A 21,921-nucleotide genomic window follows, 5' to 3' on the forward strand; every position below is an offset into this window, starting at 1 on the left:
AAATCTATCAAAATAAACTTACTTTTTTACTATTTTTTTTACGATCTTATGATATAAATTTTCTTTTTTATCCTCTTCATAATATCCATTTGCATAGGATCCGTAGCCATATCCTGTGCCGTATTTTGCCTTATTTTCTAAGCCATTCAAAATAATGCTGGTATTATTTAACTCACCGCGCTTCACACGATTATTCAATAGCGTAATCATATCTTTTTTAGTGAAATTTTGTCTAACAATATAAAGTGTAACATCACTATATTGCACAAGTTCAAGCGCATCAGATACTAATCCAACAGGAGGTGTGTCTAAAATTATATAATCATATTTTTTCTTTAATTCCTCGATTAGCTCTTTCATTCGCTCACTGATAATCATTTCAGAAGGATTAGGCGGCACAGGACCTGATAAAATCACATCTAGAAAGGGAATGTGCGTTTTATTTATAATTTCATCAACTGTTTTTTGCTTAATTAAGTAATTCACTACTCCAACTTCTTTGGATAAATTAAATTCGGCAGCCAGTTTAGGCTTTCTTAAGTCAAGTCCTATAATTACTGTTTTTTTCTCGCTCAAGGCAAAAACGGTAGCGATGTTTATAGAACAAAATGTTTTTCCCTCACCACTTATAGAAGAAGTTATCATTAAAGTTTTAGCGCCATCAACATTTTGCTGTTTGTATAGAAATTGCAAAGAAGATCGAATTGCCCGAAATGATTCTGACAATGCTGATTTTGGTTTTTCAAAAACTGCTAAATCGGTACTTTCTTTATTCACACCAACAACTCCTATCAAAGGAATTTTTGTCATCTTGCTAATATCCTCAACATTTTGAACTGAATTATTAATAAAGAAAATAGCGAACACAAATAGCAACGGAACCAGTATTCCTAAAAATAAAGCTAAGACATAATTAACTGATGTTTTTGGACCAATTAGTCCGCCACCTACATCTTTTGCAGGGTCGATAAAATGAACATCTGATAAGTTTGCCGCCTTTACAATATCTGCCTCGCTTCTTTTTTGAAGAAAAGTACTATAAATATTATCACTTAAATCATATTTCCTCTTAATCTTTATTAATTCCTGCTGATCCTCCGGAAGCTGCTTTATTGTACTTTCTGTTTCATTTATTTTGCTACTAACCAATGCTAAATCGTATTGCAGCGATGATTTTGCAGTAGCAATATTTTCTAGAAGCACATTTTTAATCGCTTCCATTTGGTTATCAAAATCTTTAAAAATCTTTTCGCTTTTTACCGCATAAGCCATTTCTGAACGCTCCGTTGAAAGCGCAATCAGTTTTGAAACATTTACAACAATATTTGGATCTTCTATTCCAGCAACAGAAGGTGCAGGAAGTTTTGTATAATTTACACTGTTTTTGAGATAGACTTTTAACGAATTATAATACGCCATTTTGCGATTTACTTCGTCTTTTTTAACATCAAATTCCAAAATTTGATCAGAAAATTTAGCACCACCGTCCTCTACGTCGTAAATATTTTTTCCTTTTCTAAAAGTTTTTAACTCGTTCCCAGTTTCCTTTAATTGGGATTCCATCGCTATTAATGTACTGTCAATAAAAGCAATTGTATTTGTTGCAAATTGGTTTTTACTATCCAATTGTCGCTTAATAAGCATTTTCACCGTCGAGTTTAAGTATTCGACCATGCGTGCTTTATTAGTTCCCTGCATTCCGAGCGTAATAATGGATCCGCCTTTATCATCTCCACGAACATTTATTCCCTTATAACTAGAGACCGTTCCGTCAAAATCACTAAAACTTACGAAATACTCATTTCCTTTATAGAATCCAGGATTATCATTGATTTGTAATTGCCAATTTAAAAAAGGAAGTGCTACTTTTTCTCCTACTTTATATCTTTTTACAAATTCACCTATTGCAACAGCGGTATTATTGTAAGTATTGTTAGAATAAGTAACTGTGGAAACGCTAGGATTTTCAAACGGAATCCTGATTTCATACTCATTTTCGCTTAGGAATTTAATCCCTATAAGTGCACCTGCGAGTTGTGCTTTGGATTTATCGATAGTAACATAAAAAGGAACAGTTCCGTAACCATCTACTAAATTATATTCTCCTTGAACAAGATAATTGATATAATACTGTAATTTATCAACTACTAACTCGTTGTGTGAGCGCGATTGTAAAGTCGTAGAAATTGATTGAACTTGATCAGACGTTCCGCCCCAATTGAAAACTAAACTTGTATTTGAAGTAAAAAGCGGATTGCTTTCCTCTTTAACTGCAATCAAAGTTTCCATACCATAGATTTTTTCCTTGCGTATGTTAACTTGATACGCAATTGTAAAAGCAATTAATAAACTAAGTAAAAACCACTTCCAATAGCTGGCAATTTTAATTAAAAATCCTTTGAAGTCGAAGCTAACCTGATTTTCAAAAATAGAAAAATCTTTTATATCTAACATTTTAATACTTCAGTTTTAATTTCTTAATAGTAAAAAAGTTGTAGTAGCTAGAGACAGTAAAGTAATAATTGTCCCAAGTGATTCAATACCTGTTTTTCCAGTTCCCCACGTTTTTTGTTTTAATGGTTTGATATAAATATAGTCATTAGGCTGCAAATAGAAATAAGGTGATTTCATTACATTTATATCCGTCAAATCAAGATCATGCATTTCAACTCCAGTTGGTGTTTTTCGCATTATTGTTACTGCTTTTCTATTTCCTGTGATTGTGATATCTCCCGCATTTGCTATAGCTTCCATAATAGTTACATGCTCTTGAAATAAACTTTTTGTACCAGCAGCACCTATTTCTCCATTGATTGTGTAGCGAAAACCAGCTAATTTAACCGTAACAAAAATATTCGCTTCCTTGTTGAAATATTCTGCTAGTAATTGCTTTTCAATACGCAATCGCACTTCATCAAGTGTGTATCCTATTACGTTTAATTCTCCTAAAACTGGAATTCGAATAGTACCATGATCATCAACTGTAAAACCATCAAAATACAATCCAGATTCCGACTTACCGCCAGTGGCATCGCTTGTAGTTGAAAAAATACTGACTAATTTTGGATCAATTGCTTTAATGGTAATACTTAAAACATCATTAGTTTGCAATCGGTAAGGCTTTGCTCCAACTGCGGCAATAGCAGCATCAGGGAATGAACCTTCCTTTTTTTGAAGATAAATTAAGTCATTTGTGGAAATACAAGAAGTAGATAACGCACTCATCACCATCAACAAATAGAGTCCAAATCTGCTCATCTTTACTATTTTATAATAACAAATATAGCTTTTCAATTGTAAAATAAAAGCACCGTTATTCTTAATTTTTTTTTAATTGTTTTTGAATCCTTTTTCAAACGGAATTCTGTGTAAAATGCTTCTACCAAGCGTAACTTCATCCGCAAATTCTAACTCGTCTCCCACAGCAATTCCTCTTGCAATTGTAGAGATTATTATTTCACTATCAGTAATTTGTTTATAAATATAAAAATTAGTGGTGTCCCCTTCCATAGTTGAACTTAATGCAAAAATTATCTCACTTATATTCCCTGATTTTACTTTCTCTACTAAGGATATTATGTTTAGTTGGCTTGGGCCAATGCCATCAATAGGAGAAATTTTACCACCTAACACATGATAAATCCCTCTAAACTGTCCAGTGTTTTCAATTGCCATTACATCGCGAATATCCTCTACAACGCATATTATCTGATGATTTCGATTTTTGTTTGCACAAATCTCACACATTACACTATCAGAAATATTATGGCAGCTTGCACAGTACTTAATATCTTCACGCATTGCTACTAAGGCTTGCGCTAAAAAACCGGTTTGTTCCTTAGGTTGTTTTAATAAATGTAAAACCAATCGCAATGCTGTACGCTTCCCTATTCCGGGCAATTGCGACATCTCATTCACTGCTTTCTCTATTAATTTTGAAGAAAATTCCATAACTGCAAAAGTAGTCAATTTGGAAATTAGATATTTTTAAAAAAAGTAAAGATTTTAAAAATACTGTGGATATTTAAAAAAAGATTTAGAAGTTAGATTTTGAATTATAAATACAGGTTTTACTGATCAAGAACATAAAAAAATAATTCAAGAATGTATTTACTTGAACAAAAATTAATCAGAAAAAAAAGACTAGAAAAAAAAAAAACAGTTTGTTGATTCAAAAAATAAATAAAATCATATGATAGGATATTGCTTTCAAAAAAATAATGAAAAGCCTCGTTTTAAAATATGACTGTCACTATTTTTTACTTCAAATTCAAGACAAATTTTTTAGATAACTAAGTCGGTGCATAAAACAATAAAAATTTAATTGGAATAGTACGTATCGAAATTAGTACAGTTACACACTATTCAAAGTAATCTTACGTTTCATTACTAATAAAACATTAAAAAAAAAATTATCAGAAGTGATTAACAAACGGTTGCATTTCATGATACAAACAGCTCTTTATCACAATCCAATCGTTATACCAAATCACCAATAATTTTCTCGTCTAGAGTTAAATAATTTTGTACAAACTATTAGATTATAAATAAAAAATCAATAAAACTCTTCTCTCCTAATACTGATTTGTGCTTAATAAAACCAAAGTACAAGCAACTTCAACCTTAATATCATTTAGTTTCAATAACTGATAAAATTCTGGGTTTTCTGTACCAGGATTAAAAATAACTCGCTTCGGTTTAGTTTCTACTATATAGTTGTAATAATCGCGCTGGCGAGTAGGATTTAAATATAAAGTTACGGTATCTATGTTTTTTAGCGGAAACGCTTTTGTCTGGATTTTGATTCCAGCAACCTCACCAGCATTTTGACCTAATGCAAGTACCGAGTGTCCTTTATCAACTAACATATTGATTGCCTTAAAAGCATATCTTTCAGGTTTAGTTGTCGCGCCTAGGACTAATGTCTTTTTATTCTTTATCATTTTTTTTCAATTGTGTTTTACAAAAGTAAGCAAAAAGGATAATCTTTTCTTCATTTACGATGGTAGTTGTGGCAGTAATAAAAACAGTAGCGTAACACTCAAAATTAAAAAAAGAGTATTTTTGCAGTATTAAAATGAAAATATGGATTTATTTATTTATTTATTTGTTGCTCTTTTTTCAGTTTTAAATCCTATTGGAACTGTGCCAATATTTGTTGGACTTACTCAAAATGACACCAAGAAAGAGCGTTCTAGAATTTCATTGTGGACAGCAATTAATGTATTTATTATCCTAATTGTGTCCTTTTTTATAGGGCAATATGTTTTAATTTTCTTTGGAATTAGTATTGATGCGCTCAGAATTGCTGGAGGAATAATTATCGTAAACTCAGGATTTTCATTGCTTTCAGGTAAATTCACTAAAAAGCGTGGAATTAGTAAAAAAGCTGAAACTGATGCTCAAAAAAGAAATGACATTGCTCTAACTCCACTTGCAATTCCTATGCTTGCAGGACCTGGTTCCATTTCTTTATTGATCGCTTTTTATCAAGAGCACAATGAAACTATGGAAATTATAATATCTTCATTTGCAATACTTGCCATTGCATTTACTATTTTCATCATTCTTAGAAGTGCTCATTATTTAGCGAAAATTCTAGGTGCTTCCGGAATTGTTGCAATTTCTAGAATTGTAGGATTTATTGTAATCGCAATTGGAATACAGTATATTGTAAGTGCTATAATTAATATTATAAAAACTAATTTATAATAAAAAAAACTCTAATAAGAATTTAATTCCTGTCAGAGCTTTTTAGTTTAGTTTTTTGGTAAGAAAATTTCAGCCATCATGCATCGAGCACTTCCGCCGCCGCAGGCCTCTACTGTGTCTAAGCTTGAACTTAATATTTCAGCATGTTTTTCTAATTGTTCAATCTGTTTTGGCGTTAAGCTCTGATGGGCTGCAGCGCTCATAATTACATATCGTTTATCATTTGCCCCAAGTACTTCAAGCATATTTCCCGCAAAATTATTCATTTGAGCTTCAGTGATGATAATTATCTCTTTGCTATTTTCTTTTAAATTGTCAAGAACCATTTTACGTTCCTTCTTATCATCAATGCAATCCGAACAAATTACAGCAAAGGTCTCACCCAAACACATCATCACATTTGTATGATAGATCAGTTTACGTTCACCATCAACTGTCTGAAAGGCTTCAAAAATCACTGGCGCATAATCAAAATCCTCACAAAATTCAATAAATAATTCTTCATCAGCTCTTGGCGATAATGCACAATATGCTTTACTATTCCCACGATCTAAAAGCAGACTTCCGGTTCCTTCGAGAAAAAATCCGTCTTCTTCGGCTGAAGTATAATCAACAATATTTTGAATTACAAATCCTTTCTCTTCTAAAAGATCAAGAATTTCCTCACGTCGTTCCTGCCGACGGTTTTCAGCAAACATAGGATATAAAGCCACATCACCATTTTGATGGAATGAAATCCAGTTATTTGGAAAAATGCTGTCTGGTGTGCTTGGTTCTAAAGTATCATCTACTACAGTTACATCGATCCCTACAGCTCTTAACTTTTGGACGAACGTGTCAAATTCTTGCTGCGCCTTTGCATTTACGGTTGCTGGTAAAAGTCCGTCCAATACTTTTTGATAATAATTATTAATGGCCGTTTGCTCATTCATTCTAAAAGCAACTGGCCGAATCATTAAAATTGAATTTGTTGTTTGTTTCATATCTTTTACCCAAGTAAGGGAATTATTTATTGTTACTTTATTATTCTTTTATAACTGGATGTTGCTTAATCTTCTCTAATTAAAGGAAGAGTAGAGCATCTCAGCAAACCTTCCTGCTTAGCAATTTCCGAATATGGTATTTCTTCTACGAAAAAATCATTTTCACGTAGCCAAGAATTGAGTCTACTGAAATTCTTTTCGGAGACGACAACATTAGAATCGATTGAAAAAATATTTGAATTCATATTATACATCTCGTCTCTTGTAATCTCAAAAATGTTTTCCTTTCCAAAAAGATTAATTAAAAATAAATAATCTAATTCCTCCCGAAATCCACCTTTGTAAATTATGGCTTTATCTTTTCCCACTGGCTGAAAACAACAGTCTAAATGCAATGCATTATCACGAGCTTCTATTTTAGATTTCACAAGATCAAAATCTTTAACAATCTTATCCGGAAATAAATTTTTAATATATTGAACTCCTTCCTTATTCGTTCTTGCCGTAATATAGTCTTTATAATCACTTCCTTTATAAGTTCCAATAAAAATATACTCATTCCACAACATTACATCGCCGCCTTCAATATGCACCTCCACCGGCGGACGAACTACTTTTTTAGGATTTATCTGGTCAACCACATATTGAATTGCATCTAATTCTCGCTCACGATCAGGTAAAATATTTGATTTCACAAAAATGTCACCAATCACGAAACCTATATCTCTGGCAAATATTTGATTGCACTTTACTATGTTTTTCGGTCGAAAAACTTTTACATCATACTTTTCCAAAACTTTAATAAAAGCCTCCATTTCGTTTACCATGTCAATTTCTAGAGGATATGTACCTGCTAAGATATGTTCCAGAGATTTTGGATCATAAGCTTCAGCTACTTTTGGAGTTGGCCCGCAATCAGTAGCTGAACCTAGGACGACAACTTTTAACTTGGATGTTTCATCACTCACATTTAACTCTAACATACTTTTAGCTTTTTGCTTTAAACAAATATAAAAAAAGCTCCACAATTTTGTGAAGCTTTCAAATTTGAATTTATCTATTCTCAGATACTTTAAAATCTCTTAATGGATGTCCTGTGTAAATTTGTCTTGGTCTTCCAATTGGTTCTTTGTTTTCACGCATTTCTTTCCATTGTGCTATCCAACCTGGCAAACGACCAATAGCGAACATTACGGTAAACATATCAGTCGGAATTCCTAAAGCTCTATAAATTATTCCAGAATAGAAATCGACGTTTGGATATAATTTTCTTGAAACGAAGTACTCATCTACAAGAGCTGATTCTTCTAATTTCTTAGCAATAGCAAGAATGGGATCGTTAACTCCTAAAGTTGATAAAACTTCATCCGCAGCTTTTTTAATAATTTTTGCTCTTGGATCGAAATTTTTATAAACTCTATGACCAAAGCCCATTAGTCGGAATGGATCATTTTTATCTTTGGCTTTAGCCAAATATTTATCAGCATCACCACCCGTTTTATGAATTTCTTCTAACATTTCAAGAACTGCTTGATTTGCTCCTCCATGTAATGGTCCCCAAAGTGCAGAAACGCCTGCTGAAATCGAAGCAAATAAACCCGCATGTGATGATCCTACCATTCTAACAGTAGATGTAGAACAATTTTGTTCGTGATCAGCATGAAGAATGAACAATTTATCTATAGCGTCAATCACTATTGGATTTGGAGTATAAGGCTCTGTTGGCAATTCAAACATTAAGCGCATAAAATTTTCTACATATCCTTTCGTATTATCGTAATAGTTCAAAGGATAACCCATACTTTTTCGATATGTCCAAGTAGCAATCACTAAAAACTTAGCCATTGTTTTGCAAACGGCATCGTACATTTCTTTCTCATTCTCAACATTTACTGATTTAGGATTAAATGCAGTTAATGCACTAGTTAATGCAGCTAAAACTCCCATTGGGTGTGCTGTTTTAGGAAAACCATCAATGATGCTTTTCATTTCCTCATTAACTAAAGTGTGTCTTGTGATGTCTTTTTCGAATTGATTTAATTGAGTTGCAGTTGGTAGTTCACCAAAAATTACTAAATAGGAAACTTCAAGGAAGTGACCCTTTTCAGCTAAATCTTCAATTGAATATCCTCTGTACCGTAAAATCCCTAATTCTCCATCTAAGAAAGTTATTTCGCTAGTACATGAACCTGAATTTTTGTAACCTGGATCGAGAGTTATCATTCCTGATAAATCACGTAATTTGCTAATATCGATACCAACTTCTTTTTCACTTCCTATAACTACAGGAAGTTCAAATTTCTGACTATCAACCTCTAATATTGCTGTTTTTGACATAGTATAATTGAAATAAACTTTAAAAATAATAATTTAACAAATCTAAGGAATTAAAGAACAAATAAAAAGAGAATAGCGCAATGATTGTGTTAAATATAATAAAAAAAACCGTTCTTTTTGAGAACGGTTTTTTTACTGTAATTCAAAAACTTATTTTATTTTGAATGCTTTTTTTCCAGGAAAGTAAGCGGTGTCACCAAGTTCCTCTTCAATACGTAAAAGTTGATTGTATTTAGCCATTCGATCAGAGCGGGAAGCAGAACCTGTTTTTATTTGTCCACAGTTTAGTGCTACTGCTAAATCAGCAATTGTATTATCTTCTGTTTCTCCTGAACGATGAGACATTACACAAGTATATCCAGCATTTTTGGCCATATTTACAGCCGCTATTGTTTCCGTTAATGTACCAATTTGGTTTACCTTAATAAGGATTGAATTTGCAATACCTTTATCAATTCCAGTTGCAAGACGCTCCACATTGGTAACAAATAAATCATCTCCAACTAATTGTACCTTATCACCAATTTTCTCAGTCAACAATTTCCATCCATCCCAGTCATTTTCGTCCATTCCATCTTCAACCGATATAATAGGATACTTAGCAACTAATTCAGCTAAATATTCAACTTGCTCCGCAGATGACCTGATTTTTCCTGTCTCCCCTTCAAATTTAGTATAATCATATTTTCCATCAACATAAAATTCTGCTGCTGCACAATCTAATGCAATCATTATTTCATCTCCAAAAGTATAACCAGCATTTTCAACGGCTTGTTTAATTGTATCAAGAGCATCCTCAGTTCCTCCAGCAAGATTTGGTGCAAACCCGCCTTCATCACCTACAGCTGTAGATAATCCTCTATCATGAAGTACTTTTTTCAAACTATGAAAAATTTCAGTTCCCATTTGCATTGCTTGCGTAAAGGAAGTTGCTTTTACTGGAAAAATCATAAATTCCTGAAAAGAGATTGGCGCATCAGAATGCGAACCACCGTTAATGATATTCATCATCGGAACTGGTAACGTATTAGCTGAAACACCACCTACATAGCGGTATAAAGGTAAACCTAATTCGTTAGCAGCAGCTTTTGCGACCGCAAGAGAAACTCCTAAAATAGCATTAGCACCTAAATTTGACTTATTTGGAGTACCATCTAAATCGATCATCATTTGATCAATTAAATTTTGTTCAAAAACAGAAACTCCTAAAAGTTCCTCAGCTATATGAGTATTAACATTTTTTACCGCATTTAAAACTCCTTTTCCTAAATAGGCTTTTCCTCCGTCACGCAACTCAACTGCTTCATGTTCGCCAGTTGAAGCACCAGAAGGTACTGCTGCTCTACCTAAAATACCATTGTCAGTAATTACGTCTACTTCAATAGTAGGATTTCCTCTGGAATCAAAGATTTGTCTTGCGTGAATTTTAATAATTATACTCATAATGCTAGTTTTTTAAATTTAAAATACAAATATATCCTATCTTTTTGAATCATTTTATGAAAACAATATATCTTATTAACGAAAACGTTGTAATTGTATTTAAAATTATTTTATAGATCGGAAAGATAAATTGAAATAAAAATCAATTAGCAACCGGTTTCTGTAAGTTACATAATAAAAAGGGATGACTTTGAAAAAAAGTCATCCCAAAAATGATAAGATTAATAAATTAAAAATCTAATTTATTGATTTTATATTCTCAATAAATTGATCGAATAAATAGGAAGAATCGTGAGGTCCAGGACTAGCTTCCGGATGGTATTGAACTGAAAAACAATTTTTATTTTTCATACGCATGCCGGCTACAGTACCATCATTAAGATGTAAATGCGTTATTTCTAACTCCGAATTTTTTTCAAGTTCTTCTTTGTTTACAGCAAATCCATGGTTTTGAGAAGTGATTTCGCCATTACCAGTAATAATATTTTTAACGGGATGATTGATTCCTCGATGACCATTAAACATTTTGTAAGTCGAAATTCCATTTGCTAAACCGATAACTTGATGCCCAAGGCAAATTCCGAATAAAGGATTGTTTTTTTCCAAAATGTCTTTAGCAACTTGAATTGCTCCAGCAAGTGGCTCAGGATCTCCCGGTCCATTAGATAAGAAATAACCATCTGGACTAAAGGATGCTAAATCTTGATAAGTCGAATTATAAGGAAACACTTTTATGTAACAATCTCTTTTAGCTAAATTCCGTAAAATATTCATTTTAATACCTAAATCAAGAGCAGAGATTTTATAAGCCGCATTTTCATCTCCGTAAAAATATGGGCTTTTTGTAGATACTTTTGAGGCAAGCTCTAAACCATTCATGTCTGGAACTTTAGCTAACGCTTCTTTCAACTGTTCAACTGAACTACCGTCAGTACAAATTACTGCATTCATCGCACCATTATCTCGAATATAACTCACTAACGCTCTAGTATCAACATCAGAGATACAAATAAGATTCTGCTTTATGAAGTAATTCTCTAAGCTTCCTGAGGAATCTGTTCGTGAATCGTTAAAACTAAAATTTTTACATATTAATCCTGAAATTTTAATACTGTCTGATTCGACTTCTGAATCATTAACGCCATAATTACCAATATGTGCATTAGTAGCAACCATAAGTTGACCATAATAAGAAGGGTCTGTAAAAATTTCTTGATACCCTGTCATTCCAGTATTGAAGCATACTTCACCAAAAGTAGTCCCACTTATTCCAATAGATTTACCATGAAAAATTGTTCCATCACTCAGTAAGAGTATTGCACTTTGTCTTGTTGTGTATTTCATTTGTGTAGTTGTAAATGTTGAGGGATTTAACAAAACTCGACCTGCGAGCTTCAGTTGTAGTTAATTGTGATACAAATTTAATTGATAAAAATAGCGAAAGCAAAAAAAAAAAATATAATTGAATACAATAGTGCAATAAGATGAAGTACAAATAAAGCGCATCTAACATCAGGAATGTTTTTCACCTGAAATAGCTACCTATACTCCTAAAAAAAAATCAAAAAAAAAGGATAAACTATAAATAGCTTATCCTTAAATTTATTGAATGATTATCTTCATAACTATTCAGCTGTGTCCGTACTTGTTTCAGTTTCAGCAGCTGGAGCTTCAGTAGCTTCATCTGCCTTTTTAGATTTAGCACCACGACGGCTTTTCGCTTTCTTAACTTCTTTTTTTCCTCCATTATAAAGTTCATTGAAATCAACTAATTCGATCATTGCCATATCAGCATTATCTCCTAAACGATTTCCAACTTTAATGATACGTGTGTATCCACCTGGACGATCACCTACCTTAGCAGCTACATCTCTAAACAAGTCAGTTACAGCATACTTGCTACGTAAATAAGCAAAACAAATACGACGATTGTGTGTGGTATCTTGCTTTGATTTAGTTATTAACGGCTCAACAAATTGTTTAAGCGCTTTTGCTTTAGCAACAGTAGTGTTAATACGTTTGTGCTCAATTAGAGAACAAGCCATATTAGCTAACATAGCTTTCCTATGTGAAGTCTGTCTGCTTAAGTGATTGAATTTTTTTCCGTGTCTCATGACGTGTTTTTTAATACTTTCATCTTGATACTATCCATTCTGGAGATCAAAATATGAAGTAATTTATTCTTTATCTAATTTGTATTTTGCTAAATCCATACCGAAATTTAAATTTTTAACTGCTACAAGTTCATCAAGCTCAGTTAAAGATTTTTTACCAAAATTACGGAATTTCATTAAGTCATTTTTATTGAACGATACTAAATCACCAAGTGTATCAACTTCAGCCGCTTTCAAGCAATTTAATGCTCTAACAGAAAGGTCCATATCAACAAGCTTAGTTTTAAGCAATTGTCTCATGTGCAATGATTCTTCATCATACGATTCTGTTTGTGCAATTTCGTCAGCCTCAAGTGTAATTCTTTCGTCAGAAAACAACATGAAATGATGAATAAGAACTTTTGCAGCTTCTGTAAGGGCGTCTTTTGGATTGATAGAACCATCAGTTTTAATCTCAAAAACTAATTTCTCATAATCTGTTTTTTGCTCTACACGAAAGTTTTCAATCGTGTATTTTACATTTTTTACAGGAGTAAAAATTGAGTCTGTAAATATAGTTCCAATTGCAGCATTTTGTTTTTTATTCTCTTCAGCAGGAACGTAACCTCTACCTTTTTCAATTGTTAAATCGAAATTAAGTTTGATTTTACTATCTAAATTACAAATTACTAATTCTGGATTCAAAACTTGAAAACCTGAAATAAATTTTTGAAAATCACCAGCTGTTAATTGATCTTTACCTGAAACAGAAATAGTAACTGATTCATTGTCTATATCTTCAATTTGACGTTTGAAACGTACTTGTTTAAGATTAAGAATAATTTCGGTAACGTCTTCAACAACTCCTGCTATAGTAGAAAACTCATGATCTACACCTTCTATACGAACCGATGTAATTGCATAACCTTCTAGTGCTGAAAGCAAAACTCTTCTAAGTGCATTACCAACAGTCAATCCATAACCAGGTTCTAAAGGTCTAAACTCAAATTTACCTTCAAAATCGGTTGAATCGATCATGATAACTTTATCGGGCTTCTGAAAATTAAATATTGCCATAAATTTCGACTAAGTCAATTATTATTTGTTGTACAACTCTACGATTAACTGTTCTTTAATATTTTCTGGGATTTGAAGTCTAGCAGGTACAGTAACGAAAGTACCTTCTTTAACGTCGTTATTCCAAGTAATCCACTCATAAACATGACTAGAATTAGATAAAGAACGCTCGATAGCATCTAAAGATTTAGATTTTTCACGAACAGCAACTTTATCACCTGGTTTCAAGTGATAAGAAGCGATATTAACTACATCACCGTTAACAGTAATGTGTCTGTGCGATACCAATTGTCTAGCACCTCTTCTAGAAGGAGCAATACCCATTCTAAAAACTACGTTGTCTAGTCTCGCTTCACATAATTGTAAAAGAACTTCACCAGTAACACCTTTAGTTGCAGATGCTTTTTTAAACAAACCTCTAAATTGCTTTTCCAATATTCCATAAGAATATTTAGCTTTTTGCTTCTCCATCAACTGGATAGCATATTCAGATTTTTTTCCTCTTTTTTTAGCCATCCCGTGTTGTCCAGGTGGATAACTTCTTCTTTCGAATGCTTTGTCATCTCCGAATATTGCTTCGCCAAATTTGCGAGCAATTCTAGTTTTTGGACCAGTATATCTTGCCATTTCTAAAATTATTAAGGTAGAGATTATGAATTCAGGTCATATCCTTCGATAATCGTGTATTCTACCTAGTTATACTTAAATATATTATTAAACTCTACGTCTCTTTGGAGGACGACATCCGTTGTGAGGCATTGGAGTAACATCGATAATCTCTGTAACTTCAATTCCACCGTTATGCAAAGAACGAATCGCAGACTCACGTCCGTTTCCTGGTCCCTTAACATAAACCTTAACTTTTTTCAATCCAGCTTCAAGAGCTACTTTACTACAATCTTCTGCTGCCATTTGGGCTGCGTATGGAGTGTTCTTTTTAGAACCCCTAAAACCCATTTTTCCAGCTGAAGACCAAGAAATAACTTCGCCTTTTTTATTTGTCAAAGAAATAATGATATTGTTAAAAGTAGCAGAAATATGAGCTTCTCCCGTTGATTCAACGATAACTTTACGCTTTTTTGCAGTTGCTTTAGCCATATTACTTATTATTTAGTTGCTTTTTTCTTGTTAGCAACAGTTTTTCTTTTACCTTTTCTTGTTCTAGAGTTGTTTTTAGTTCTTTGTCCTCTTAACGGAAGACCAGATCTATGACGGATACCTCTGTAACATCCAATATCCATTAAACGTTTGATGTTTAAAGAAACTTCAGAACGCAATTCTCCTTCAATTTTGAAAACACCAACAGCTTCACGAATTGCTCCGATCTCGTCATCATTCCAATCTTGAACTTTTTTGTCTTGGCTAACTTGAGCTTTTTCTAAAATCTCAATAGCTCTACTTTTTCCTAATCCAAAGATGTAGGTAAGTGCTATAACACCTCTCTTATTTTTTGGGATATCTACCCCTGCTATTCTTGCCATAATTATCCTTGTCTTTGTTTAAATCTAGGATTCTTTTTGTTTATTACGTACAATCTCCCTTTTCTTCGCACAATTTTGCACTCGGGACTTCTCTTTTTTACTGAAGCTCTAACTTTCATTTTGAATATCCTTTAATATCTATAAGTAATTCTTGCTTTTGACAAATCGTAAGGGCTCATTTCTAGTTTCACTTTATCACCAGGTAATAATTTGATGTAATCCATACGCATTTTTCCAGATATATGTGCTATTACAATATGTCCATTCTCTAATTCTACACGGAACATGGCATTTGATAATGCTTCAATGATCGATCCGTCTTGTTCTATTGCTGATTGTTTTGCCATAAAGTTAAGCTACTGCCTTTCTATTTTTACCACTCTTCATTAAACCATCATAATGTCTATTTAACAGATATGAATTGATTTGCTGCATTGTATCTATGGCAACACCAACCATAATTATTAGTGACGTACCTCCAAAAAACATTGCCCAAGACTGCTGAACATCCATAATACTTACAATGATCGCTGGAAATACAGCAATTAAAGCTAGAAATAAAGATCCTGGAAAAGTTATCAAAGACATCACTTTGTCAAGATAATCAGACGTTTCAACCCCTGGTCTAATACCAGGAATAAAACCACCGCTTCTCTTTAAGTCATCTGACATTTTGTTTGTAGGAACAGTAATGGCTGTGTAAAAGAAAGTAAATACAACTATTAAAGTTGCGAAAACCAAATTATACCAAAAACCAAACATGTTACTAAAAGCACCCACGACAGACTGTGATGCATCTGATTTAGATAATCCTGCTAAAGCAGCCGGAATAAACATAATTGCTTGCGCAAAAATAATTGGCATTACACCTGAAGCATTAAGCTTTAATGGAATCCATTGTCTATTTCCATTTAACATGTCTTGTTCAAAATCACCTGATGTAGTGCGACGAGCATATTGAACAGGAATTTTCCTAACCGCCATAACTAATAAAACACAACAAATAATAACTAACAACCAAACAATTATTTCAATAACTAATAACATTGGACCACCATTATTATTGGTAACTCTTGTTGTAAATTCTTGAATAAAAGCCTGTGGCAGTCTAGCCAATATCCCAACCATAATCAACAATGATATACCATTACCAATTCCCTTATCAGTAATTTTCTCTCCTAACCACATGGCAAAAATCGTACCTGTCACTAAGATAATAACTGAAGAAAATAAGAATTCAAAAGAATTGAATCCCAATAAAAATGCATTACTAGGTAATGTTCTATATAAATTATAGATGTAAGTTGGACCTTGGACTAAAGTAATTCCTATTGTCAACCAACGAGTGATTTGATTAATCTTTTTTCTACCGCTTTCTCCATCACTTTGCAATTTTTGTAAATAAGGAACCGCAATTCCCATCAACTGAACCACAATCGAGGCAGAAATATATGGCATAATTCCAAGAGCGAAAACTGACGCTTGTGAAAATGCACCTCCAGTAAACATGTCAAGAATTGAACCAATTCCTTCTTTGGTTTGCCCAGCTAAATTACCTAACTGTGTAGCATCAATACCCGGAAGGGTTACTTGAGCACCAAAACGATAAACTAAAAGTAAACCTAATGTTATTAAGATTCTATTTTTTAATTCTTCAATTTTCCAAACATTACTTATTGATTCAATAAATTTCTTCATATTAATAGAAAAATTACATTGTTACAGCTTCTCCACCAGCAGCTTCAATAGCGGCTTTTGCAGTAGCAGTAAATTTGTGAGCGGTTACTTTTAATTTTGCTTTCAGTTCACCTCTACCTAAAATCTTAACGATTTCATTTTTAGTAGCTAAACGATTAGCAACGTAAACTGTCATATCAACAGTATCTTTAATAACACCATTATCAACTAAAAGTTGAAGTGTATCAAGATTTACACCTTCGTAATCTTTACGATTGATGTTTGTAAAACCAAACTTCGGTACACGTCTTTGAAGTGGCATTTGCCCACCTTCAAAACCAATCTTTTTAGAATAACCAGAACGAGATTTTGCTCCTTTGTGTCCTCTTGCAGAAGTACCACCTTTTCCAGAACCTTCTCCTCTACCTAACCTTTTATTTTGATTGTGTGTAGAACCTTCAGCAGGTTGTAAGTTACTTAAATTCATAACAGTATTTGTTATTTAGCTTCTTCAACAGAAACTAAGTGTTTAACTTTATTTATCATCCCAAGGATTGTAGGGTTTGAATCATGCTCTACAACTTGTCCCATTTTACGTAGACCTAAAGCTTCTAATCCTCTTTTTTGAGTAAGTGGACAATTGATTTTGCTTCTAACTTGTTTTACTAATAATTTAGCCATAATTTCCTTGAATTAACCTTTAAAAACTTTTTCTAAAGAAATACCTCTTTGTTTTGCAACAGCATAAGCACTTCTCATTTGTAATAAAGCATCAAAAGTTGCTTTCACTACGTTGTGAGGATTTGAAGATCCTTGTGATTTAGATAATACATCATGAATTCCTACTGATTCAAGAACTGAACGAACAGCTCCACCAGCAATAACTCCGGTACCATGAGAGGCAGGAATTAAGAATACACGTGCACCACCAAATTTACCTTTTTGTTCGTGAGGAACTGAAAGACCATTTAAAGGAATTTTTACTAGATTTTTCTTAGCATCTTCTACTGCTTTCGCAATTGCTTCAGAAACATCTTTAGATTTACCTAAACCATGTCCAACCACTCCATTTTCATCACCTACAACTACAATAGCAGAAAAACCAAAAGCTCTACCACCCTTTGTAACCTTAGTAACACGATTTACACTTACCAAACGATCTTTTAATTCAAGACCACTTGGCTTTACTAACTCTACATTCTTGTACTTACTATTAGACATACTATATTAGAATTTAAGTCCAGCCGCTCTTGCGCCTTCCGCTAATGATTTAATACGACCGTGATATAAATAACCTCCTCTATCGAAAGTTACTACATCAATACCAGCTTTTAAAGCTTTCTCAGCAACTAGTTTTCCAACTGCTGTAGCCACTTCAATATTCGTACCGTTACCTATTTCTTTTTCTCTTGAAGAAGCTGCTAGTAAAGTAACACCGTTTACGTCATCAATAAGTTGAGCGTAAATTTCTTTGTTACTTCTAAATACAGATAGCCTTGGATTTGTAGCAGTACCACTAATCGTCTTTCTAATTCTGAATCTAATTCTTTGTCTTCTTTCAGGTTTTGTTAATGACATAATCTTATTTTTTAAGCTGATTTACCTGCTTTTCTTCTTAATACTTCACCTACGAATTTAACACCTTTTCCTTTGTACGGCTCTGGCTTACGGAAACCTCTGATTTTCGCAGCTACTTGACCTAAAAGTTGTTTGTCAAATGATGTTAATTTAACTATAGGGTTCTTACCTTTTTCAGATATTGTTTCTAAAGTAACTTCAGGAGCAATTTCTAAAACAATATTGTGAGAGAATCCAAGTGCTAAATCTAATTTCTGTCCTTGATTTGAAGCTCTATAACCAACTCCTACCAATTCTAAAGACTTAGTAAAACCGTCTGTCACACCTATAATCATATTATTGATTAACGATCTGTATAATCCGTGTTTTGCTCTTTGGTCTTTGTGATCCGACGATCTTTCAACTTGAACTTGATCGCCTTCAACTGTAACAGTAACGTCCGAAAACTCCTGATTTAGTTGACCATTTTTTCCTTTTACTGTAATAATACCATTAGCAACTTCAACAGTTACTCCAGCTGGTATTGTTACCGGGCTTTTACCTATTCTTGACATCTTTATATAGTCTTTAAATTAGTATACGTAACAAATTACTTCACCACCTACGTTTAATTGTTTTGCTTTCTTTCCAGTCATTAACCCTCTAGAGGTTGACACGATAGCAATACCTAATCCGTTAAGAATTCTTGGGATAGATGAAGAACTTGAATATTTACGTAAACCTGGTTTACTAATTCTTTGGATATCTTTAATTACTGACTCTTTAGTATCTTTATCATACTTTAAAGCGATCTTGATTGAACCCTGAACAGCGTTGTCTTCAAATTTGTAACTCAAGATATAACCTTGATCAAATAAGATCTTAGTTATTTCTTTTTTTAGATTAGATGCAGGAATTTCAACAACTTTGTGGTTTGCAGCCACAGCGTTACGAACTCTTGTCAAATAATCGGCAATAGGATCTGTATACATTTGTATTAATTTGCGGTTTTGGTTTTCTTTAAGACGATCTTATTGAACCTTAAACCAATTTATAAATATTAATGATACAGACAAAACGTGAGTTAAGTCTGTATCAGCACGTAATAAAATTACGTCTTACCAAGATGCCTTTTTAACACCTGGAATCAATCCGTTATTTGCCATCTCACGAAATGTAACACGTGAAAGACCGAACTGACGCATATAACCTCTTGGTCTACCTGTTAATTTACAACGATTGTGCAAACGAACTGGTGAAGCATTTTTCGGTAACTTTTGCAAACCTACGAAATCTCCAGCTTCTAACAAAGCTTTTCTTTTCTCAGCATACTTAGCTACTGTTTTTTCTCTCTTAACCTCGCGGGCTTTCATTGATTCTTTAGCCATGTCTTAATTCTTTTTAAAAGGTAATCCTAATTCTGTTAATAGAGACTTTGCTTCTTTATCCGTTTTTGCAGATGTTACAAAAGTGATATCCATTCCTGATATTTTGTTTACTTTGTCAATATCAATTTCTGGGAAAATGATTTGCTCCAAAACACCAAGATTATAATTACCTCTCCCATCAAAACCAGTAGCTTTAATACCACTGAAATCTCTAACACGTGGTAGTGCAGAAGTAACAAGTCTATCTAAAAACTCATACATTCTTTCACCACGTAAAGTAACTTTTGCTCCAATCGGCATCCCTTTTCTCAATTTGAACGACGCAACGTCTTTCTTAGAGATAGTAGATACTGCTTTCTGTCCAGTGATCTTCGTTAACTCATCAACTGCATAGTCAATTAGTTTTTTATCAGATACAGCTGCACCAACTCCTTTACTTAAAACGATTTTTTCCAATTTTGGAACTTGCATTACGTTTATGTATCCGAATTCCTCTTTAAGAGAAGCGATTACTCTGCTCTTATATTCTTCTTTTAGTCTAGGTATATACGCCATTACTACAATACTTGATTAGATTTTTTTGAAAATCTTACTTTCTTATCTCCCTCTACTCTAATACCAACTCTAGTTGTTTCCTTAGTTTTAGGATCAATTAAAGAGATATTAGATATTTGTATAGAAGCTTCTTTCTTTACAATACCACCTTGAGGGCTTTTCGCACTTGGTTTAGTATGTTTACTAACCATGTTTACACCTTCAACAATTGCTTTGTTTTTGTCTTTGTACACACGTAACACTTTACCTTCAGCACCTTTATGGTCTCCAGCAATTACTCTTACGATGTCACCTGATTTTATTTTTAGCTTTATCATCTTAAAAACGAATTAAAGCACTTCTGGTGCTAATGATACAATTTTCATGAATTGTTTTTCACGAAGTTCTCTTGCTACTGGCCCAAAAACACGAGTTCCTCTCATTTCCCCTGCAGCGTTCAAAAGAACACATGCATTGTCATCGAAACGAATATAAGAACCATCAGCTCTTCTCACCTCTTTTTTGGTACGTACAACAACTGCAGTTGAAACAGCTCCTTTTTTAACGCTTCCGTTAGGTGCCGTATCTTTGATAGAAACTACAATTTTGTCACCAACAGAGGCATACCTTCTTTTGGTACCTCCTAAAACACGGATAGTTAAAACTTCTTTTGCTCCCGTATTATCTGCTACTTTTAATCTTGACTCTTGTTGTACCATAATTATTTAGCTCTTTCTAAGATTTCAACTAACCTCCAACATTTAGTTTTACTTAAGGGACGCGTTTCGCTAATCCTTACGGTATCTCCAATGTTACAGTCGTTCATTTCGTCGTGTGCGTGATACTTTTTAGTTTTCAACACGAACTTACCGTATAATGGGTGTTTTACTTTACGTACTTCAGCAACAACAATAGACTTATCCATTTTGTCTGAAGTAACAACACCAATTCTCTCTTTTCTTAAATTTCTTTTTTCTTCCATCTTTCAGCAGACTACAGTTATTGTAACTCTCTTTTAGTAAGTTCTGTAGCTAATCTTGCAACCACTCTTCTAGCACTTCTAATTTGAAGCGGATTTTCGATTGGTGAAATAGCGTGAGCCATTTTTAGATCAGCGTATGTTTTCTTAGACAAGCTAAGCTTTTCTTGCAACTCTGCTGCAGAAAGATCTTTTATTTCTGATTGTTTCATAATATAATATAGATTATGCTTCGAAATCTCTAGCAACAACGAACTTGGTTTTTACTGGAAGCTTTTGAGCCGCAAGACGTAACGCCTCTTTTGCAACTGACAAAGGTACTCCTCCAACTTCAAACATAATTCTTCCGGGTTTAACAACAGCAGCCCAATATTCAACGGCTCCTTTTCCTTTACCCATACGTACCTCAAGAGGTTTCTTAGTAATTGGTTTGTCTGGAAATATTTTGATCCATAATTGTCCTTCTCTTTTCATAAAACGAGTTGCAGCGATACGCGCAGCCTCAATTTGACGAGAGGTTAAGAACATTCCATCTTCATGTACAGATTTAATACCAAACATTCCATTAGAAAGTTCATGCCCTCTTTGAGAGTTTCCTTTCATTTTACCTTTTTGTACCTTACGGTATTTTGTTCTTTTAGGCTGTAACATTTTTCTTTA

At 33.4% G+C, this 21,921-nt stretch carries 31 protein-coding genes; 1 reads left to right on the plus strand and 30 read right to left on the minus strand.

Going from position 1 to position 21,921, the window contains the following annotated elements; all coding sequences use genetic code 11:
• Nucleotides 1-18: 18 nt before the first annotated feature.
• The 4 genes from BUA99_RS11175 to BUA99_RS11190 all read right to left on the minus strand — a co-directional run bounded on the left by BUA99_RS11175 (nt 19) and on the right by BUA99_RS11190 (nt 4,940).
• Nucleotides 19-2,454: a polysaccharide biosynthesis tyrosine autokinase gene (locus BUA99_RS11175; RefSeq protein WP_072992249.1), complete on the minus strand. Its 2,436-nt coding sequence runs from the start codon at nt 2,452-2,454 to the stop codon at nt 19-21.
• 15 nt (nt 2,455-2,469) lie between these two features.
• A complete protein-coding gene (locus tag BUA99_RS11180) occupies nt 2,470-3,258 on the minus strand; it encodes a polysaccharide biosynthesis/export family protein (RefSeq protein ID WP_072992251.1) in 789 nt (262 codons plus the stop codon).
• Nucleotides 3,259-3,330: 72 nt separating this feature from the next.
• Nucleotides 3,331-3,951 carry a recombination mediator RecR gene (gene recR / locus BUA99_RS11185; RefSeq protein WP_072992254.1) on the minus strand — a complete coding sequence of 207 codons (621 nt, stop codon included), beginning with the start codon at nt 3,949-3,951 and terminating at the stop codon, nt 3,331-3,333.
• Between the two features lie 623 nt (nt 3,952-4,574).
• On the minus strand, nt 4,575-4,940 hold the full coding sequence (locus BUA99_RS11190) for a CoA-binding protein (RefSeq protein ID WP_072992464.1): 366 nt from the start codon (nt 4,938-4,940) through the stop codon (nt 4,575-4,577).
• A gap of 145 nt (nt 4,941-5,085) precedes the next feature.
• Here BUA99_RS11190 and BUA99_RS11195 point away from each other — a divergent pair, with 145 nt between their 5' ends.
• Nucleotides 5,086-5,712: a MarC family NAAT transporter gene (locus tag BUA99_RS11195; RefSeq protein WP_072992257.1), complete on the plus strand. Its 627-nt coding sequence runs from the start codon at nt 5,086-5,088 to the stop codon at nt 5,710-5,712.
• A gap of 47 nt (nt 5,713-5,759) precedes the next feature.
• On the opposite strand, the gene ctlX is transcribed toward BUA99_RS11195, so the two are convergent.
• From ctlX to rplP, 26 genes are all read right to left on the minus strand, one after another.
• The gene (gene ctlX / locus BUA99_RS11200) at nt 5,760-6,695 is read right to left on the minus strand and encodes a citrulline utilization hydrolase CtlX (RefSeq protein ID WP_072992260.1); all 936 of its coding nucleotides are present in this window, start codon (nt 6,693-6,695) and stop codon (nt 5,760-5,762) included.
• A 65-nt stretch (nt 6,696-6,760) separates the two neighbouring features.
• Nucleotides 6,761-7,678 carry a dimethylarginine dimethylaminohydrolase family protein gene (locus tag BUA99_RS11205; protein WP_072992261.1) on the minus strand — a complete coding sequence of 306 codons (918 nt, stop codon included), beginning with the start codon at nt 7,676-7,678 and terminating at the stop codon, nt 6,761-6,763.
• Between the two features lie 70 nt (nt 7,679-7,748).
• Nucleotides 7,749-9,032 (minus strand): citrate synthase, encoded by a 1,284-nt coding sequence (locus BUA99_RS11210; protein WP_072992263.1) that lies wholly within the window; start codon nt 9,030-9,032, stop codon nt 7,749-7,751.
• A 150-nt stretch (nt 9,033-9,182) separates the two neighbouring features.
• The gene (gene eno / locus BUA99_RS11215) at nt 9,183-10,475 is read right to left on the minus strand and encodes a phosphopyruvate hydratase (protein ID WP_072992265.1); all 1,293 of its coding nucleotides are present in this window, start codon (nt 10,473-10,475) and stop codon (nt 9,183-9,185) included.
• A 237-nt stretch (nt 10,476-10,712) separates the two neighbouring features.
• Complete coding sequence (carA, locus tag BUA99_RS11220; protein ID WP_072992266.1) at nt 10,713-11,819, minus strand: glutamine-hydrolyzing carbamoyl-phosphate synthase small subunit; 1,107 nt, start codon at nt 11,817-11,819, stop codon at nt 10,713-10,715.
• A 281-nt stretch (nt 11,820-12,100) separates the two neighbouring features.
• Nucleotides 12,101-12,589, minus strand: coding sequence for a 50S ribosomal protein L17 (gene rplQ / locus BUA99_RS11225; RefSeq protein WP_072992268.1), 489 nt, complete (start codon nt 12,587-12,589; stop codon nt 12,101-12,103).
• 63 nt (nt 12,590-12,652) lie between these two features.
• Nucleotides 12,653-13,645 (minus strand): DNA-directed RNA polymerase subunit alpha, encoded by a 993-nt coding sequence (locus BUA99_RS11230; protein WP_072992269.1) that lies wholly within the window; start codon nt 13,643-13,645, stop codon nt 12,653-12,655.
• 21 nt (nt 13,646-13,666) lie between these two features.
• Nucleotides 13,667-14,272 (minus strand): 30S ribosomal protein S4, encoded by a 606-nt coding sequence (gene rpsD / locus BUA99_RS11235; protein WP_072992271.1) that lies wholly within the window; start codon nt 14,270-14,272, stop codon nt 13,667-13,669.
• Between the two features lie 87 nt (nt 14,273-14,359).
• Complete coding sequence (gene rpsK, locus BUA99_RS11240; RefSeq protein WP_024981527.1) at nt 14,360-14,743, minus strand: 30S ribosomal protein S11; 384 nt, start codon at nt 14,741-14,743, stop codon at nt 14,360-14,362.
• Nucleotides 14,744-14,751: 8 nt separating this feature from the next.
• Entirely contained in the window at nt 14,752-15,126 is a 375-nt protein-coding gene (rpsM, locus tag BUA99_RS11245) for a 30S ribosomal protein S13 (protein WP_072992272.1), read from the minus strand.
• Nucleotides 15,127-15,128: 2 nt separating this feature from the next.
• Nucleotides 15,129-15,245: a type B 50S ribosomal protein L36 gene (gene ykgO / locus BUA99_RS11250; RefSeq protein ID WP_008992256.1), complete on the minus strand. Its 117-nt coding sequence runs from the start codon at nt 15,243-15,245 to the stop codon at nt 15,129-15,131.
• A gap of 12 nt (nt 15,246-15,257) precedes the next feature.
• Nucleotides 15,258-15,473, minus strand: coding sequence for a translation initiation factor IF-1 (gene infA / locus BUA99_RS11255; protein WP_072992274.1), 216 nt, complete (start codon nt 15,471-15,473; stop codon nt 15,258-15,260).
• A gap of 4 nt (nt 15,474-15,477) precedes the next feature.
• Nucleotides 15,478-16,824 (minus strand): preprotein translocase subunit SecY, encoded by a 1,347-nt coding sequence (gene secY, locus BUA99_RS11260; protein ID WP_072992276.1) that lies wholly within the window; start codon nt 16,822-16,824, stop codon nt 15,478-15,480.
• A gap of 13 nt (nt 16,825-16,837) precedes the next feature.
• Nucleotides 16,838-17,290 carry a 50S ribosomal protein L15 gene (rplO, locus tag BUA99_RS11265; RefSeq protein ID WP_072992279.1) on the minus strand — a complete coding sequence of 151 codons (453 nt, stop codon included), beginning with the start codon at nt 17,288-17,290 and terminating at the stop codon, nt 16,838-16,840.
• Nucleotides 17,291-17,301: 11 nt separating this feature from the next.
• Nucleotides 17,302-17,484: a 50S ribosomal protein L30 gene (rpmD, locus tag BUA99_RS11270; RefSeq protein WP_027310825.1), complete on the minus strand. Its 183-nt coding sequence runs from the start codon at nt 17,482-17,484 to the stop codon at nt 17,302-17,304.
• Between the two features lie 12 nt (nt 17,485-17,496).
• Nucleotides 17,497-18,024: a 30S ribosomal protein S5 gene (gene rpsE / locus BUA99_RS11275; RefSeq protein WP_072992282.1), complete on the minus strand. Its 528-nt coding sequence runs from the start codon at nt 18,022-18,024 to the stop codon at nt 17,497-17,499.
• Between the two features lie 6 nt (nt 18,025-18,030).
• Complete coding sequence (rplR, locus tag BUA99_RS11280) at nt 18,031-18,381, minus strand: 50S ribosomal protein L18 (RefSeq protein ID WP_039110219.1); 351 nt, start codon at nt 18,379-18,381, stop codon at nt 18,031-18,033.
• Between the two features lie 11 nt (nt 18,382-18,392).
• Entirely contained in the window at nt 18,393-18,935 is a 543-nt protein-coding gene (gene rplF, locus BUA99_RS11285; protein ID WP_072992285.1) for a 50S ribosomal protein L6, read from the minus strand.
• 18 nt (nt 18,936-18,953) lie between these two features.
• Nucleotides 18,954-19,352: a 30S ribosomal protein S8 gene (rpsH, locus tag BUA99_RS11290; RefSeq protein WP_072992287.1), complete on the minus strand. Its 399-nt coding sequence runs from the start codon at nt 19,350-19,352 to the stop codon at nt 18,954-18,956.
• Nucleotides 19,353-19,478: 126 nt separating this feature from the next.
• The gene (rpsN, locus tag BUA99_RS11295; RefSeq protein ID WP_007136553.1) at nt 19,479-19,748 is read right to left on the minus strand and encodes a 30S ribosomal protein S14; all 270 of its coding nucleotides are present in this window, start codon (nt 19,746-19,748) and stop codon (nt 19,479-19,481) included.
• Nucleotides 19,749-19,751: 3 nt separating this feature from the next.
• The gene (gene rplE, locus BUA99_RS11300) at nt 19,752-20,303 is read right to left on the minus strand and encodes a 50S ribosomal protein L5 (RefSeq protein ID WP_072992290.1); all 552 of its coding nucleotides are present in this window, start codon (nt 20,301-20,303) and stop codon (nt 19,752-19,754) included.
• Nucleotides 20,304-20,305: 2 nt separating this feature from the next.
• Nucleotides 20,306-20,620: a 50S ribosomal protein L24 gene (rplX, locus tag BUA99_RS11305; protein WP_072992292.1), complete on the minus strand. Its 315-nt coding sequence runs from the start codon at nt 20,618-20,620 to the stop codon at nt 20,306-20,308.
• A 12-nt stretch (nt 20,621-20,632) separates the two neighbouring features.
• Nucleotides 20,633-21,001: a 50S ribosomal protein L14 gene (rplN, locus tag BUA99_RS11310; protein ID WP_026717863.1), complete on the minus strand. Its 369-nt coding sequence runs from the start codon at nt 20,999-21,001 to the stop codon at nt 20,633-20,635.
• A 2-nt stretch (nt 21,002-21,003) separates the two neighbouring features.
• Entirely contained in the window at nt 21,004-21,264 is a 261-nt protein-coding gene (gene rpsQ, locus BUA99_RS11315) for a 30S ribosomal protein S17 (protein ID WP_072992295.1), read from the minus strand.
• Nucleotides 21,265-21,281: 17 nt separating this feature from the next.
• Nucleotides 21,282-21,473 (minus strand): 50S ribosomal protein L29, encoded by a 192-nt coding sequence (gene rpmC, locus BUA99_RS11320; RefSeq protein WP_072992298.1) that lies wholly within the window; start codon nt 21,471-21,473, stop codon nt 21,282-21,284.
• A gap of 13 nt (nt 21,474-21,486) precedes the next feature.
• Nucleotides 21,487-21,912, minus strand: coding sequence for a 50S ribosomal protein L16 (gene rplP, locus BUA99_RS11325; protein ID WP_007803637.1), 426 nt, complete (start codon nt 21,910-21,912; stop codon nt 21,487-21,489).
• Nucleotides 21,913-21,921 lie beyond the last annotated feature (9 nt).

The sequence above is a fragment of the Flavobacterium segetis genome, from assembly GCF_900129575.1.
GTDB classification, from domain to species: Bacteria; Bacteroidota; Bacteroidia; order Flavobacteriales; family Flavobacteriaceae; genus Flavobacterium; species Flavobacterium segetis.